This is a genomic window from Rhodococcus sp. SGAir0479 (genome assembly GCF_005484805.1).
Taxonomy (GTDB): Bacteria; Actinomycetota; Actinomycetes; order Mycobacteriales; family Mycobacteriaceae; genus Prescottella.
In genome coordinates, this window is record NZ_CP039432.1 from 3997378 (window position 1) to 4012762 (window position 15385).

Annotated in this window: 14 protein-coding genes and 1 pseudogene; 8 read left to right on the forward strand and 7 right to left on the reverse strand. The window is 69.6% G+C overall.

The features are described from left to right. Positions 1-10: 10 nt before the first annotated feature. From ggh to E7742_RS18430, 4 genes are read right to left on the reverse strand one after another with little or no spacing between them, the layout of a single operon-like run. The gene (ggh, locus tag E7742_RS18415; RefSeq protein ID WP_137800261.1) at positions 11-1348 is read right to left on the reverse strand and encodes a glucosylglycerate hydrolase; all 1338 of its coding nucleotides are present in this window, start codon (positions 1346-1348) and stop codon (positions 11-13) included. Positions 1349-1364: 16 nt separating this feature from the next. Continuing rightward, positions 1365-2390, reverse strand: a complete 1026-nt coding sequence (locus E7742_RS18420) for a PHP domain-containing protein (RefSeq protein WP_137800262.1) — start codon at positions 2388-2390, stop codon at positions 1365-1367. A gap of 37 nt (positions 2391-2427) precedes the next feature. Next, positions 2428-2853: an organic hydroperoxide resistance protein gene (locus E7742_RS18425; protein WP_137800263.1), complete on the reverse strand. Its 426-nt coding sequence runs from the start codon at positions 2851-2853 to the stop codon at positions 2428-2430. After that, entirely contained in the window at positions 2850-3341 is a 492-nt protein-coding gene (locus tag E7742_RS18430) for a MarR family winged helix-turn-helix transcriptional regulator (protein WP_137800264.1), read from the reverse strand. The genes E7742_RS18425 and E7742_RS18430 overlap by 4 nt, the downstream gene beginning before the upstream one ends. Before the next feature lie 87 nt (positions 3342-3428). Between E7742_RS18430 and E7742_RS18435 the strand changes: the two genes are divergently transcribed. Next, entirely contained in the window at positions 3429-4112 is a 684-nt protein-coding gene (locus E7742_RS18435; protein ID WP_137800265.1) for an SDR family oxidoreductase, read from the forward strand. 12 nt (positions 4113-4124) lie between these two features. Here the strand turns inward: E7742_RS18435 and E7742_RS18440 are convergent, their stop codons facing one another. Both E7742_RS18440 and E7742_RS18445 read right to left on the reverse strand, forming a co-directional pair. After that, entirely contained in the window at positions 4125-4679 is a 555-nt protein-coding gene (locus tag E7742_RS18440) for a HutD family protein (protein WP_254699061.1), read from the reverse strand. Between the two features lie 197 nt (positions 4680-4876). Beyond that, the gene (locus E7742_RS18445) at positions 4877-5248 is read right to left on the reverse strand and encodes a nuclear transport factor 2 family protein (protein ID WP_022598643.1); all 372 of its coding nucleotides are present in this window, start codon (positions 5246-5248) and stop codon (positions 4877-4879) included. A gap of 236 nt (positions 5249-5484) precedes the next feature. Here E7742_RS18445 and E7742_RS18450 point away from each other — a divergent pair, with 236 nt between their 5' ends. From E7742_RS18450 to E7742_RS18470, 5 genes and pseudogenes are all read left to right on the forward strand, one after another. Next, the gene (locus tag E7742_RS18450; protein WP_137800266.1) at positions 5485-6483 is read left to right on the forward strand and encodes a siderophore ABC transporter substrate-binding protein; all 999 of its coding nucleotides are present in this window, start codon (positions 5485-5487) and stop codon (positions 6481-6483) included. 82 nt (positions 6484-6565) lie between these two features. Next, on the forward strand, positions 6566-7558 hold the full coding sequence (locus E7742_RS18455) for an ABC transporter permease (RefSeq protein WP_137800267.1): 993 nt from the start codon (positions 6566-6568) through the stop codon (positions 7556-7558). Next, positions 7551-8606, forward strand: a complete 1056-nt coding sequence (locus E7742_RS18460; RefSeq protein WP_137800268.1) for an iron chelate uptake ABC transporter family permease subunit — start codon at positions 7551-7553, stop codon at positions 8604-8606. The genes E7742_RS18455 and E7742_RS18460 overlap by 8 nt, the downstream gene beginning before the upstream one ends. Further along, positions 8603-9357: pseudogene (locus E7742_RS18465) on the forward strand (iron ABC transporter ATP-binding protein). The gene E7742_RS18460 and the pseudogene E7742_RS18465 overlap by 4 nt, the downstream one beginning before the upstream one ends. Positions 9358-9445: 88 nt before the next feature. After that, positions 9446-10957, forward strand: coding sequence for a lipase family protein (locus E7742_RS18470; protein ID WP_137800269.1), 1512 nt, complete (start codon positions 9446-9448; stop codon positions 10955-10957). Positions 10958-11033: 76 nt separating this feature from the next. Here E7742_RS18470 and leuS read toward each other — a convergent pair whose 3' ends face one another. Then, positions 11034-13886 carry a leucine--tRNA ligase gene (gene leuS, locus E7742_RS18475; RefSeq protein WP_137800270.1) on the reverse strand — a complete coding sequence of 951 codons (2853 nt, stop codon included), beginning with the start codon at positions 13884-13886 and terminating at the stop codon, positions 11034-11036. Between the two features lie 102 nt (positions 13887-13988). On the opposite strand from leuS, the gene E7742_RS18480 reads away from it, so the two are divergent. Beyond that, on the forward strand, positions 13989-14384 hold the full coding sequence (locus tag E7742_RS18480) for an SdpI family protein (RefSeq protein ID WP_137800271.1): 396 nt from the start codon (positions 13989-13991) through the stop codon (positions 14382-14384). 17 nt (positions 14385-14401) lie between these two features. Then, positions 14402-15382, forward strand: a complete 981-nt coding sequence (locus E7742_RS18485) for a DUF1648 domain-containing protein (protein ID WP_137800272.1) — start codon at positions 14402-14404, stop codon at positions 15380-15382. Positions 15383-15385: the final 3 nt, after the last annotated feature.

The window sequence follows — 15385 nt, forward strand, 5'->3', positions numbered from 1 at the left end:
GCGGCAGGCGTCAGCCCAGCCAGTCGAGCACCGCCGCCGCGGTCCAGGACTGCTGCATGCTTCCCAGCGGGCGGCCGGTGAACGGCTCGTAGTACTCGGCGAAGCTCCCGTCCGCGGCCTGCCGCAGCCCCTCCGCGCGGAGCATCGTCGCGCGTTCCGCCCATCCCCGCCGCGCGAACGCCCACGAGAACAGCCACGTCATCACCGGCCACACCGGACCGCGCCAGTACTCGCGGGCCCGGAAGTCCCGCGAGACCGGCGACGTGGACGGTGGCACCGCGTAGCGCAGATCGGGGTGGGTGCAGAACCGCGGCCCCTCGAAGGTGTGCAGCAATGCCCGCTCGGCGTGCCGATCGAGCCCACCGCACAGCAGGGGCGCGAACATCGCGATCGTCTCGGTGGCGATCCACCGACCGCTGCGGACATCGAAATCCTTTGCCGCACCGCCTCGCTCGTCGGTGGTCGCGAAGACACCGGCACGGAACCGGTCGGCCCACCCGTGCAGTTCGCGCACGTCCGCATGCGGCCGTGCGTGCTCCTCACCGATGACGGCGAGCACGTCGCACGCCAGCGCGAACACGGCACTGACGAACACGTCCTCGACGGCGAAACTCATCTTGTCGGCCAGTGCGTCGTCGTCGTAGCGGACGCTCTTCATCTCCTCGAGCAGCCACAGGTACCGGTCGTACTCACCGTTGCTGGGGCGCTGCGCGACATCCGTGACGATCGTGACGTCCTCGCGCCGATAGGGCGGTACGGGACCGGGAACGACGTTGGCGTACGGCGCATCCCATCGGGGCGAATTGTCCATTCCGGACTCCCACCCGTGGTAGAGCGTGAGGCGTCCGTTCCCGTCGCGATCGCGCGCGTGCGCGAGCCAGCGGTGCCAGCGCATCAGGTCCGGCCACCTGCGGTCGAGGAACTCGTCGGCGACCGCCCGCGTCGTGCGCCCGTGCCGGCGGGAGTGGTCGAGGATGCGTTGGACCGCGATGGCGTGCACGGGCGGCTGAGTGATGCCGGAAGTGTCGATCCCGATCGGGGCGTGCCCGGCAAGTTCGCGACACTGCCAGCGCGCCGGGCCGGGGAAGTAGCCGTCGACCCCGTTCGCGAACACGATGTGCGGGATCATCCCGTTGCTCCACTGCGCGGAGAGCAGCGTGTCCATCTCGGTCACCGCGCGCTCGACGCTGAGCGGCGCCAGACCGACCGCGACGAACGCCGCGTCCCAGCTCCACATGTGCGGATACAGCCGCGGCGCAGCGGTGGTCATCGTCCCCAGGTCGTTGCCGCGCAGCAGGTACGCGGCACGGGCCGCGAGCTGGGTCGGTGTGAAACCGGGGTCGATCATCGGTCCATTCTGCGACCTAGCCGACCGCGGCGCGCGTCCAGGCGAGCAACTCGTCCGCCGGCCACGTGTTCACCACCCGCTCGGGCTCGACGCCGCACCGCATCGCGCGCTCGCAGCCCAGCCCCTGCCACGCCAGCTGGCCGGGGGCGTGGGCGTCGGTGTCGATCGCGAACAGGCAGCCGATGTCCACGGCCAGATCGATCAACCGGCTCGGCGGATCGCGCCGTTCCGGACGACTGTTGATCTCGATCGCGACGTCGTGCTCGCGGCACGCCTGAAACACCTTCTCGGCGTCGAACTTCGACTCGGGTCGGCCGCCGCGCGACCCCTCGACCAGCCGCCCGGTGCAGTGGCCGAGCACGTCGACCCGCGGGTTCCGTACCGCGGCGAGCATCCGCCGCGTCATCTCGCTGCGGTCGGCCCGCAGGTGCGAGTGGACACTGGCCACCACGACGTCCAGTTCGTCCAGTAGATCGGAATCCTGGTCCAGCGCACCGTCGTCCAGGATGTCGACTTCGATGCCGGTGAGGATGCGGAACGGCGCCAGCTCCCGGTTCAGGTCGCGGACCACCGCGAGCTGGGTGCGCAGGCGCTCCGCGGACAGGCCGTTGGCGATGGTCAGTCGCGGCGAATGATCGGTGAGTGCGCAGTAGTCGTGCCCGAGCGTCGCCGCGGTCCGCATCATCTCGTCGATGGGGCTACCGCCGTCGGACCAGTCCGAATGCACGTGCAGGTCGCCGCGCAGCGCTGCCTGCAACTCGCCGCCGTACCCGATCGGCTGGGCCGCGTCCCGCAGTTCGGCCAGGTAGCGGGGCACCTCGCCGGCCACCGCCTGTTCGATGACACCGGCAGTCTTGGCACCCACGCCCGGCAGCGTGGTCCAGTCGCGCCGCCGTTCGTGTTCGCGGTACTCCGAGTCGGCCAGATCGGCGACGACGTCGGCGGCCCGCCGGTACGCCTTCACCCGATACGTGTCGGCGCGATCGCGTTCGAGCCAGAACGCGATCTCTCGCAATGCCTGCACCGGCCCGGGATTCTCCATGACTCCATGGTGCCTCCCGGGCCGGTGCCGGGCACGGCTACTCGTCGTCGGCGACGGTGAGGGTCACCTCGATGTTGCCGCGGGTGGCGTTCGAGTACGGGCACACCTCGTGCGCCTTCTCGGTGAGCGCGAGTGCCGCGTCGCGGTCGAGGTGGGGGAGCGAGACCTCCAGCGTCACGGCCAGTGCGAAGCCACCGGAACCGTTGGGGCCGATGCCGACTCGCGCACCCACCGCCGAGTCCGTGACATCGGCGCCGGCCTGGCGCGCAACCAGTTGGAGCGCGGAGTGGAAGCACGCGGCGTACCCGGCGGCGAACAGCTGCTCGGGATTGGTGCCGTTACCGCTGCCGCCCATCTCGGTGGGAACGGCCAGGTCCAGGTCCAGGCGCCCGTCGGACGAACGGGCGTGGCCGTTGCGACCCTCGCCGGTGGCCAGTGCTTCTGCGGTGTAGACGATGTTCACGGTGCCTCTTCTCGGTTGTCGGACAAGGGGGTCGGTGCGGTCGGGGGATTGTCGAACTCGGTGGAGTGCAGGTTGCGGCCGACAGCCAGGAGGACGTCGCGCAGCCCTTCCAGCTCGGGCCCGGTGAGGCCGGTGGCCCGCGCCAGCCGGGCCGGGATGTCCGACGCCCGGGCGCGCAGCGCCGCGCCGGCCTCGGTGAGCCGGACCGTGACGCGCCGCTCGTCGCCGCCGAGCCGCTGCCGGTCGATGAGCCCGGCGGCCTCGAGCCGTCGGAGCAGCGGCGACAACGTGCCGGTGTCGAGCTGCAGGGCGTGGCAGATCTCCTGGACACCCCGGCCGTCCCGCTCCCAGAGCACCAGCATCACCAGGTACTGCGGATACGTGATGCCGAGGTCGGCGAGCAGGCTGCGGTAGGCGGCGGTGGTGGCGCGGGACGCGGAGTACAGCGCGAAGCACACCTGCCGGTCCAGCGCGAGATCGTCGGTCACACCGACGAATGTAGACCACAACAATGTTGTGCACAACCTTTATCGCGTTATCCGCGCCGGCGGTGATCATCGGTCTACGCTCGGGGCATGTCGTCCCAGCGTCCGACCGCCCTCGTCACCGGCGGCAGCCGCGGCCTCGGTGCCGCCATCGCCCGCGAACTCGCTCCCACCCACCAGCTGATCCTGGGTGGACGCAGCGCCGAGTCGCTCGAACCGATCGTCGGCGAACTGGCCGCCGCGCCGTGGCCCGTCGACCTCACCGACTACCCCGCGGTCGCGGACGCCGTCGCCGACATCGACCGGCTGGACGTACTGGTCCACAACGCCGGCGTGGCCGACCTGGGGACGATCGCGGAGACGTCCGTCGACGCGTGGCACCGCACGCTCGAGGCCAACGTCGTCGCGGTGGCGGAACTGACGCGGCTGCTGCTGCCCGCGCTGCGGGCGGCCAACGGGCACGTAGTGTTGATCAACTCGGGCGCGGGGCTGCGCGCCAACGCCGGCTGGGGTGCGTACGCGGCCAGCAAGTTCGCACTGCGCGCGTTCGCCGACGCGCTGCGCCTCGAGGAACCCGCGCTGCGGGTGACGTCGATCCACCCCGGGCGGATCGACACCGACATGCAGCGCGCGATCGTCGCCGCGGAGGGCAACGAGTACGACCCCGACGCCTTCCTCACCACCCGGACGGTGGCGCAGGCGGTCCGCAGCGCCGTCGAGACGCCGCGGGACGCCCATCCCACCGAGATCGTCCTGCGGCCCGTGGCACGGTGAGCGCAGCGCTCGTCAGGACCGCCCGAACGTCGTGACGGTGACCACCGCGCACGGATCACCCGCCGTGAAGGCATCGGTGGACCCCGGCGGGACCACGATCGCCTCCTCGGTCACCGGATCGACGAGGACCAGCAGCGCCGCGGGATCGGCCTCCCCGGGCCGGGTGCCCAGTCGCATCGTCGCGGTCGCCGCGTCGCGCCGGACCATCACGTTCAACGCACGGGTCGGCGTGTCCACCCGCCCCCGCGGCGCCCACTCACCCGGAAACGCGAACGTCTGCAACGGTGCGACGACGTGACGGGCCACGCCGTCCGGGGCGAACTCTGCCCCGGACGGCGTTCCGCTCAGCTCCATCGAAACCGTGCCGAGCGGCATGATCAGCCGGTCGTAGCCCTCGATCACCGAGAAGGTCGACGACGTCGGTTCGTCCGCGATACTCACCCGCCACCACTCGGTTTCGGCGATCACCTGGGTGGTGCCCTGACCGTTGCGCCAGCGCACCGTCACACGGTCGTCGCGCGAGGTGCGGCGCACGGCCGCGCCGAACGAGTACGGTCCGTCGTCCACGGTTTCCTCGGTACCTGCTCCCACCTGTCCAGTCTTGTATAGACAGGTGGTGTCGGTCAATCGCCATGCGGCTGTTCGACCGACGGACGCCGCGACAACCGTTGGCGGACAAGCCGTCCGGGCACGCCCACGAAACGGCGGTGGGGTGCGGCCCGGCGTCGAGACGCCGGACCACACCCCACCGACCGCGCTGCGCGTCAGCCGACGATCATGTCCTCCTGCGCCCAGTACGCGCGGGTGCTGGTGATCTTGGCGTCGTCGTCGAAGGTCATCACGTCGATCGGCTCCATGACATAGGTCTGACCGCCGACCTTCGACACGGTGCGGAAGTGGAAGGCCGCGCTGTTGCCGGCGACGCGGATCGTCAGCAGCTCGGCGGTCTGGTCCATCGCCTCGATCGCCTTGAAGAAGGCGCGGATCTCCTCGACGCCGCGCTTGGGTTCAGTGCCGACCGGATCCTCGACGGTGGCGCCCTCGGCGAACAGCGCGGCCACCTGGTCGGCGCTCTTGCTCTCGAGTGCCTTCATGTACGAGGCGACGGTGTTCTTGATGTCTTCTGCGGATGCCATGCTCGCTCAAACCCCTAACCGGATGAGTCCTGTTTCGGCGGCAGGTTATGCCGCCCCGCATGTGCGGGGCATCGCCGAATCCCGCCCACCGGACACTTGCCGGCACTCGTACTCGGTGCGGCGTGACCACGGAGCCGGAATAGTCCTTTTTCGATCGTTAGGTTAGGCTCACCACTGCCGCGCCGCCGAGGTGCCGTGCGACACATCCCCCTCAGTACGAAGCAAGGATTCTGCAGATGAAAGCGACCCGGCTGTACCGGAGCGCGGCTGCCGCCGCGCTGGCCGCCCTCGTCCTCACCGCGTGCTCGAGCACGAACGACGACGCGCCCGCGGAGGGCGAAACCACCACGGTCACGGTCGAGGACAACTTCGGCGAGCAGACGGTCACCGTGCCGGCGCGGGCGGTCGTCGCGACCGACAACACCACCTTCCAGACCCTCGACGAGTGGGGCGTCCCGCTGAAGGCCGGCGCGGTCGCGCTGATGCCCGACACCATCTCGTACAAGCAGGATTCGAACATCGTCGACCTGGGCACGCACCGCGAGCCGAACCTCGAGGCCATCGTCGCCGCCGACCCGGATCTGATCATCAACGGCAACCGCTTCGCGCAGTTCCGCGAGGACTTCGGCAAGCTCGCCCCCAACGCCACGATCGTCGACGTCACCCCGCGCAAGGATCAGCCGCTCGACACGGAACTCAAGCGCGGCACCACCGTGCTCGGTGAGGTCTTCGACAAGCAGTCCGAGGCGCAGCAGCTCAACGACGAGTTCGACAAGTCGATCGCTCGCGTCAAGGCGGCCTACGGCACCGACACGTCCGTGATGGGCGTGATCGTCTCCGGCGGCAAGATCGGCTACGTCGCCCCCCACGACGGACGCACCATCGGCCCGATGTTCGACATCTTCGGCTTCGAGCCGGCACTCGAAGTCCCGCAGGGTTCCACCGGCGAGAAGGGCGACGACATCTCGGTCGAGGCCATCGCGCAGTCCAACCCCGGCCTCATCATCGTCATGGACCGCGACGCCGCGACCACCGAGGCGAAGAAGGAAGGCTTCACGCCGGCCGCCAAGGTCATCGAGGGTTCGGTCGCCCTGCAGAACGTGGACGCGGTCAAGAGCGGCAACGTGATCTACATGCCCGCCGACACGTACACCAACGAGAGCATCCAGACCTACACCGCGTTCTTCAACTCGCTCGCCGAGCTGCTCGAGAAGAAGAACACCAGCAACAGCTGATCCCGTGCCTCGTCCCGTGGTGCCGCGCCAGGAGCCGGCACCACGGGACGGTAGGCGCGATCACCGCACGGAAGACCCCCCGATGAGTGCACCGACCGTCCCGGTCCGCGACAAGCCCGCCGACAAGGGCCGCCTGTTCGATTGGAAACTGCTGCTCGGTTTCCTCGGCGTCGGCGTGTTGCTGATCCTCTCGCTGTTCACCGGCGTGTTCGACATCTTCGACGGCGAGGCCGGCTGGGAGATGTTCAACATCACTCGCATTCCGCGCACCGCCGCGCTGGTCCTGGCCGGTGCCGCGATGGCCATGTCCGGACTGGTGATGCAGCTCCTGACGCAGAACCGGTTCGTCGAACCCACCACCACCGGCACCACCGAGTGGGCGGGCCTCGGCTTGATGATCATGATGATCGTCGCGCCGGGCGCCGGCCTGATGCCGCGGATGATCGGCGCCATCGTCGCCGCGTTCGTCGGCACCATGATCTTCTTCCTGTTCCTGCGACGCGTCGCTCTGACGTCGTCACTGATCGTGCCGATCGTCGGCATCATGCTCGGCGCGGTCGTCGGCGCCATCACCTCCTACCTCGCGCTGACCACCGACTCGTTGCAGAGCTTGGGTATCTGGTTCGCGGGCAGCTTCACCTCGGCCATCCGCGGTCAGTACGAGGCGCTGTGGATCGTGGCCGTCGTCGCGGTCGCCGTGTTCGTCGCGGCCGATCGCTTCACCGTCGCCGGCCTGGGCGAGGACATCGCCACCAACGTCGGGCTGAACTACAACCGCATCATCCTGCTGGGGACGGGGCTGATCGCCGTCGCGACCGGCGTGGTCACGGTCGTCGTCGGCAACCTGCCGTTCCTGGGGCTGATCGTCCCCAACATCGTGTCGATGATCCGCGGCGACGACCTGCGCAGCAACCTGCCGTGGGTGTGCCTGCTGGGCGTCGCGATCGTGACCGTCTGCGACCTGATCGCGCGGACGGTCATCGCGCCGTTCGAGGTCCCGGTCTCCCTGATCCTCGGCGTCGTCGGCGCCGTCGTGTTCGTCGCCATGCTGCTGCGGAGCCGCCGCCATGCTTGAGATCCAGCCGCTCCCCGCCGTCACCGAGGCCCCGGTCGCCCGCCCGCGCACCGGGTCGGGCGCCTTCGCCACCCCGCGGGACCGCCGCCGCTACTGGCTCGCCGTGGGCGTGCTGGCGGCCCTGGCAGTGGCGTTCGCGTTCGGCCTGCTCGCATGGGGGAACCCGATGCCCATCGGATCCCCGGGATTCTGGCGGATCGCCGAGCTGCGGGCCACCAGTCTGGTCGTCATCGCGGTGGTCGCGGTGTGCCAGGCGGTGGCCACCGTCGCGTTCCAGTCGGCGACGAACAACCGGATCATCACGCCGTCGATCATGGGGTTCGAGGCGCTCTACGTCGCCATCCAGACGGCGTCGGTGTTCTTCCTCGGCGCGGCCGGCGTGACGGCGCTGCAGGGCGTGCCGCAATTCGCGCTGCAACTGCTGCTCATGGTGGCGTTCGCGATGGTGCTCTACGGCTGGCTGCTGTCGGGCAGGAACGGAAACATGCAGGTGATGCTGCTGGTCGGCATCGTCCTCGGCGGCGGACTGGGATCGGTGTCGGCGTTCATGCAGCGCCTGCTCACGCCCAGCGAGTTCGACGTCCTCACCGCGCGGCTCTTCGGATCGATCTCCAACGCCGAGGTCGCCTACCTGCCGCTGGCGGTGCCGCTGTGCGTCGCGGCCGCGGGCGCCCTGTGGTGGCGGGCCCGTCGGCTCAACCTGGTCGCGATGGGACGCGACGTCACCACGAACCTGGGCCTGCACCATCGCCGCGAGGTGATGATCGTGCTGTTCCTGGTCTCGGTGCTCATGGCCGTGTCCACCGCCCTGATCGGGCCCATGACGTTCCTGGGCTTCCTCGTTGCCACGCTGGCCTACCAGTTCGCCGGTACCCACGACCACCGGTTCGTCTTCCCGGTCGCCGTGCTCACCGCGTTCGTCATCCTCACCGGCGCCTACTTCGCGCTCAAGAACATCTTCTACGCGCAGGGCGCGGTGTCGATCATCATCGAGGCCGTCGGCGGCGCCACGTTCCTCGTCGTGATTCTGCGAAAGGGCAGGCTGTGATCGAAATCAAGGGAGTCCGCAAGGATTACGGCGCTTCGGTGACGATCGGGCCCGTCGACCTGGAGATCCCGGCGGGCGGGATCACGGCGTTGGTCGGCCCCAACGGGGCCGGCAAGTCGACGCTGCTGACCATGATCGGACGCCTCCTCGGACCCGACGCCGGCCGCATCGAGATCGGTGGCCACGACGTCACCCGTACGCGCTCGAAGGACCTCGCGAAGATCGTCTCGATTCTCCGCCAGGAGAACCACTTCGTCACCCGCCTGACGGTGCGCCAGCTGGTGGGCCTCGGCCGGTTCCCGCACTCGGGGGTCGGATCACCCGAACCGACGAGGAGGCCATCACCCGCGCCGTCGACTTCTTCGGACTCACCGAACTCGAGGGCCGCTACCTCGACCAGCTCTCGGGTGGGCAGCGCCAACGCGCCTACGTGGCGATGGTGCTGTGTCAGGAGACCGACTACATCCTGCTCGACGAGCCGCTCAACAACCTCGACATGAAGCACTCGGTGCAGATGATGAAGCACCTGCGCAAGGTGGCGGACGAGCTCGGCCGCACCGTGGTGATCGTGCTGCACGACATCAACTTCGCCGCGCACTACGCGGACCGGATCTGCGCGATGAAGAACGGCCAGGTGGTCGAGTTCGGTACGCCCGCAGAGATTCTGGTGGACGAGACGCTCAGCCGGGTCTTCGACACCCCGGTCGCGTGCATGAGCGGGCCCAACGGGCCGATCGCCGTCTACTACTGAGGCGCCTCCGGCACCCGTGCGCCGTTTCGGTAGCCGGGTCCACCGAAAACGCGCACGGGCACGAAGTGCCTTGGGTAGGTTCCGGCGCATGCCAAACCAGCGTGGGGGATTCTGGGGTCCGGCGATCGTCATCGCCTTCGCGGTGAGTGTCGTGCTCGGGACGGGCGCCGCCGGCACCGCGGCCGCCCAGTCGAGCGGCAGCGCTCTGCCGGACACCAGCATCGGCGGCGTCGGCTCGACGGGCAGCGCGGCAGGACAGGGGTTCATCGGCCCCGGATCGCTGACCGACGGCACCGGCTCGGACGGCACCGGATCGAACGGCACCAACCCGATCACGGGATCGTGGGGGACGGCGTCGCTCGCACGGTCCGCGTTCGGTTCCTGGATCCCGGGCGCGGTCGGATCGCTTGTGCCCGAACCCGATCTGGCGCCGCCGCCGCTCGAGACCCTCCGCGCGGGGATGCTGCCCGCCCCCGTCGGCGACCCGTTCTTCGACGACTACCCCGCGGGCCTGCCCGGCATGGCGAACGGTCAGGTGATCGAGACCCGGGACGTCACGCCGGTCGCCCGTGGACTGCTGCGCGGGCCGGTGCGCGAGGTCCGGCAGATGAAGGTGAAGTCCACCGACTCGTCCGGCGCGCCGTCGTTCGCGACCGCCACGCTCGTCGTGCCGGCCACCCCGTGGCCCGGTCCGGGTCCGCGGCCGGTACTGGTGAACAACGTGCCGATCAACAGCCTCGGGCGGGCCTGCACACCGTCACACACACTCGCGTACGGAATCACACCGTCGACCAACTTCCTCGAACTGATCCGCCCGGTCACCACCCGTGCCGAGGAGCGTGGGTACGCGGTGCTGATCGTGGACCACGAGGGCCCGCGCATGGCCTACGGCGAGCCCTACGTCGCCGGACACGCGATCCTCGACAGCATCCGGGGCATGCGCAGCGAGTTCCCGGCCGAGTTCGGCGCCAGCAGGCTCGCGATGATGGGCTACTCCGGCGGATCGATCGCCACGCACGGCGCGGTCAAGCTGATCGACTCGTACGCCCCCGAACTCGCCTCCGACATCGTCGGCGCGGCGATGGGCGGCGTACCGGCCGACTTCGAGATGCTCGGACGCACCATGAACGGCAACCTCGCGGGCGGACTGTTCCTGGCCGCGGCGTTCGGCATCTCGCGCGAGAACACCGAGATCCTGCCGCTGATCAACGGTCTGGGCCGACGCGCCGGCCTGTCGTCCATCAAGGACCAGTGCATGATCAACCTCGGAGCGTCGGGCGTCCTCGGGATCCCGGCCGAGGCACTCGCGAACATTCCGGACGCGCTCGATTCCGATGTCGCGCAAGACATCTACGCCAAGACGAAGATGGCCGACCTGACGTCCGGCACGCCGCTGTACATCTACAACGGCGGCCAGGAGTTCTGGATCCCGGCGCTCGGCGCGCGCAATCTGTTCGACGAGCAGTGCGGCCACGGCGTCGCCGCCGTCTACCGCCAGGTCCCCGGCGAGCACTTCCTGGGCGAGGCACTCGGCAATCCCGGGGCCTTCGACTGGGTCGACGCCCGTCTGCGGGGCGAGCCCGCCCCGTCGGAGTGCTGACCGCCCGTCCGTGAACAGCTGAAGGGTCCCTTCACGCGCTGGGAGCGCGCGAAGGGACCCTTCTCTGCTGTTGCGACTAGAGGACGACGTTGACCATCTTGCCGGGCACGACGATCACCTTGCGGGGGTCCTTGCCGTCGAGCAGGGCCACGATCTTCTCGTCCGCGAGGGCGATCTTCTCGATGTCCTCCTTCGACGCGTCGGTGGCGACGTCGATGCGGCTGCGGACCTTGCCGTTGACCTGGATCGGGTACTCGACGGTGTCCTCGACCAGCCACTTCTCGTCGGCGACGGGGAACGGGCCGTGGGCGAGGGACTCGGTGTGACCCAGCCGCGACCACAGTTCCTCCGCGAGGTGCGGGGCAACCGGGCCGAGCATGAGCGCGAGCGGCTCCACCGCCGCCCGCGGGGCGCCGGCCGGGTACACCTTGGTGAGGTGGTTGGTGTACTCGATGAGCTTGGCCACCGCGGTGTTGTCGCGCAGCGCCGCGTAGTCCTCACTCACCCCGACGATCGTCTTGTTCAGGGCGCGCAGCGTGCCCTCCGACGGCTCGGCGTCGGTGACGCGCACGTCGCCGGTCTCCTCGTCGACGACGGTGCGCCACGCCCGCTGCAGGAACCGGTGCGCGCCGATGACGTCCTTGGTGGCCCACGGCCGAGAGGTGTCCAGCGGACCCATCGCCATCTCGTAGACGCGCAGGGTGTCGGCACCGAACTCGTCGCAGATCTGGTCCGGCCCAACGGAATTCTTGAGGCTCTTGCCCATCTTTCCGTACTCGCGCTCGACCTCGGCGCCCTGGTGGAAGAACTTGCCGCCCTCCTCGGTCACCTCCGCGGCCGGCACGTACACACCGCGCTCGTCGGTGTACGCGTAGGCCTGGATGTAGCCCTGGTTGTACAGCCGGCGGTACGGCTCGCTCGAGCTGACGTAGCCCAGGTCGAACAGCACCTTGTGCCAGAACCGCGAGTACAGCAGGTGCAGCACCGCGTGCTCGACACCGCCGACGTACAGGTCGACGCCGCCGGGATCGCCCGGGCCGTGGACGTCCGGGCGCGGGCCGGTCCAGTAGGCCTCGTTCTCGGGCGCGACGAACTGCTCGCTGTTGGTGGGGTCGATGTAGCGCAGCTGGTACCACGAGCTGCCCGCCCACTGCGGCATGACGTTGGTGTCACGGTGGTAGCTCTTCAGGCCGTCGCCGAGGTCCAGTTCGACGTTGACCCAGTCCACCGCCTTCGCCAGCGGCGGCGACGGTTCCGAAGCGGCGTCGTCCGGATCGAACGAGACCGGCGCGTAGTCCTCGACCTCGGGAAGTTCCACCGGCAGAGCCGATTCCGGCAACGGATGCGCCACACCCTGCTCGTCGTAGACGATCGGGAACGGCTCGCCCCAGTAACGCTGACGCGCGAACAGCCAGTCGCGCAGCTTGTACTGGATGGTGCCCGTCCCGACGCCGTCCGCCTCGAGCCGGGCGATGACGGCCTTCTTGGCGTCGGCGACACTCAGCCCGTCCAGGTACTCGGAGTTCACCAACGGACCGTCGCCGGTGTACGCCGCCTCCGACAGGTCCCCGCCCTCGATGACCTCCACGATGTCGAGGCCGAACGCCGTGGCGAACTCCCAGTCGCGCTGGTCGTGGCCCGGGACGGCCATGATGGCGCCGGTGCCGTAGCCGGTGAGCACGTAGTCGGCGATGAACACCGGCAGCTCGTGCCCGTTGACCGGGTTGACGGCGTAGACGCCCAGGAAGACGCCGGTCTTCTCCTTGTTCTCCTGGCGCTCGAGATCGCTCTTGGCGGCGATCGACGCGCGGTACGCCGCGACGGCCTCGGCGGGGGTGGCGGCGCCGCCGGTCCAGCGCGGGTCGACGCCCGCGGGCCACTCGGCCGCCACCAGCTGGTCCACCAGCTCGTGCTCGGGGGCCAGCGTCACGTACGTGGCACCGAACAGCGTGTCCGGGCGGGTGGTGAACACCTCGATGTCGTGGCCGTGTGAGTCGAACTTGACCTGCGCACCGTGCGAGCGTCCGATCCAGTTGCGCTGCATGGACTTGACCTTCTCGGGCCAGTCCAGGTACTCGAGGTCGTCCACCAGCCGGTCGGAGTACGCGGTGATGCGCATCATCCACTGCTGCAAGTGCTTCCGGAACACCGGGAAGTTGCCGCGCTCACTGCGGCCGTCCGCGGTGACCTCCTCGTTGGCCAGCACCGTGCCCAGACCCGGGCACCAGTTGACCATCGAATCCGAGTGGTAGACGAGGCGGTACGAGTCGAGCACCTTGCTGCGCTCGACCGCGTCCAGCGACGCCCAGTCGCGGCCGTCTTCGAGAGTGCGCTCACCCGAGGCGAACTCGGCTTCGAGCTCGGAGATGCGACGCGCCTTGCCCTGCGCGGTGTCGTACCAGGCGTTGTAGATCTGCAGGAAGATCCACTGCGTCCAGTGGTAGAAGTCCACGTCCGTCGTCGCGACGGAACGGCGCTCGTCGTGACCGAGGCCCAGGCGGCGCAGCTGACGCTGCATGTTCGCGATGTTCGCCTCGGTCGTGGTGCGCGGATGCGTGCCCGTCTGCACCGCGTACTGCTCGGCCGGCAGACCGAACGCGTCGTAACCGAGGGTGTGCAGCACGTTCCGGCCCTGCATGCGGTGGTACCGCGCGAAGACGTCGGTGGCGATGTACCCGAGCGGGTGACCGACGTGCAGACCCGCGCCCGACGGGTACGGGAACATGTCCTGCACGAACAGCTTGTCGGCCGGGACCGGGGATCCGTCCTTGGGCGCCAGCGGCCCCACCGGATTGGGCGCGTCGAACGTCCCGCGGTCGCTCCACAGATCCTGCCAGCGCTTCTCGATCCGGCCGGCGAGCTCCGCGTTGTAGCGGTGCTGCGGCGTCGAGTCGTCGGGGGAGGGGGCGTGCTGAACTGGCTCGGTCACTGTGGTCGCTATCTACTTGGATGACGGGAATTCCGCCAACCAGGGTAAAGCCTGGTCGGCCCCGCAGGCACACTCCCGTCCGACCGGGCCTATCGTGGACGCGTGGTCATTGTTGCTGTGGTCCTGTTCGTCGCCGCTGTCGCCATCGGCGCACTGGGTGTCGCCGGACTGACCGGTCGACTCGGGCGCAACCGGTGGGCCGGTGTGCGCACCCCCGAATCCCTGCGTGACGACGAGACGTTCGCGCTGGCCAACAAGGTCGCCGCACCCACGATGCTGGCCGCTGCCGGCGTGCTGGTGATCGGCGGCCTGGCGGGCGTGCTGCTCGACGGCGTCCTGCCGGTCGCCGCGGCGATCGTCGCCGTCGTGGCCGCCTTCCTCCTCACCGCCGCCGGCGGCACCCTCGGTTCCCGCGCGGCCGCGGCCGTCCCCGAGACCAGCGGCTGCGGCACCTCCTGCGGCGCGTGCAGCCTCAAGGGCGCCTGCGAACCGGCCTGACTGGTTGAATCCCGGGTGTGACCACACCCACCAACGGCGCACGCGTCGTCGATCCGGCGGGCGTCCTGTTCGGCATCGTGCTGCCGGTGCTGGCCGCGGCCGCGGGCGTCGTCCTGACCTACGTTCTCGAGCCCCGGTTGCCCGACGAGATCGCGACCCACTGGTCCGGTGACTCGCCCGACGGGTACATGAGCCCCGTCGCGAGCGCGTGGACGGTCGCCGCGCTGGTGGTCGTCGTGGGCGGCGGGTGCTGCGCCATCGCCGCGCTCGCGCAGGCCCAGCTGATGACGCGGCGCGTGATGCTGATCGTCGGCCTCGCCGTCGTCGGCCTGATGGTGGCCGCGCAGATCACCACCGTCGTCGAGCAGCTCGACGCCTCGGCCGCCACGGACTCGCCGCTGCCGGTCTCCGGAATCGTGTCGGGCGTCGTGGCCGGTGCCGTCGCCGGCCTGATCGGTGCGTCGCGGCTGCGCGATCAGCGAGTTCGGTCCGTCGCCACCGAGCCGCCCCCGGCCTCGTTGCCGCGCCGAGCCGTGGACCTGCCCGTGAGCGACCAGGTCGGGATGTCCGCGGGCGGGCTGCTCGCGACCGGACTGGCCGTCACCGCGCCCGCGGCTCTCGTGTGCTGGCTGGCCGGCGCGTGGTGGCCGCTGTGGATCTACGTCCCGATCGTCGTGCTCGGGGTGGCGCTGCTGCAGTTCCGTCTCGTCGTCGACGCCGACGGCATCCGCGTGCAGAACATGGGGATGTCCGCGATCGAGTACGGCACCGACGAGGTGCTCTCGGCCCGTGTCGTGGAGATCCGGCCGTTCCAGGACTTCGGGGGCTGGGGGCTCAAGCGGAAGGGTCCCGGCAACTACGGTGTCGTCACCCGCACCGGACCGGCGGTACTCGTCACGTTCGCGAACGGGGACCGGCTGACCGTCACCACCCCACGCGCCGACGAGATCGCCGGTGCGCTCAACAGCCTCGCCGACCGGCGGCCCGCGCGCCCCTGATCG

Coding starts and splice junctions, on each gene's coding strand:
- E7742_RS18435 (WP_137800265.1), top strand. CDS start 3,429: ATGTCGTCCCAGCGTCCGACCGCCCTCGTCACCGGCGGCAGCCGCGGC.
- E7742_RS18450 (WP_137800266.1), top strand. CDS start 5,485: ATGAAAGCGACCCGGCTGTACCGGAGCGCGGCTGCCGCCGCGCTGGCC.
- ggh (WP_137800261.1), bottom strand. CDS start 1,348: ATGATCGACCCCGGTTTCACACCGACCCAGCTCGCGGCCCGTGCCGCG.
- E7742_RS18460 (WP_137800268.1), top strand. CDS start 7,551: ATGCTTGAGATCCAGCCGCTCCCCGCCGTCACCGAGGCCCCGGTCGCC.
- E7742_RS18420 (WP_137800262.1), bottom strand. CDS start 2,390: ATGGAGAATCCCGGGCCGGTGCAGGCATTGCGAGAGATCGCGTTCTGG.
- E7742_RS18470 (WP_137800269.1), top strand. CDS start 9,446: ATGCCAAACCAGCGTGGGGGATTCTGGGGTCCGGCGATCGTCATCGCC.
- E7742_RS18445 (WP_022598643.1), bottom strand. CDS start 5,248: ATGGCATCCGCAGAAGACATCAAGAACACCGTCGCCTCGTACATGAAG.
- E7742_RS18455 (WP_137800267.1), top strand. CDS start 6,566: ATGAGTGCACCGACCGTCCCGGTCCGCGACAAGCCCGCCGACAAGGGC.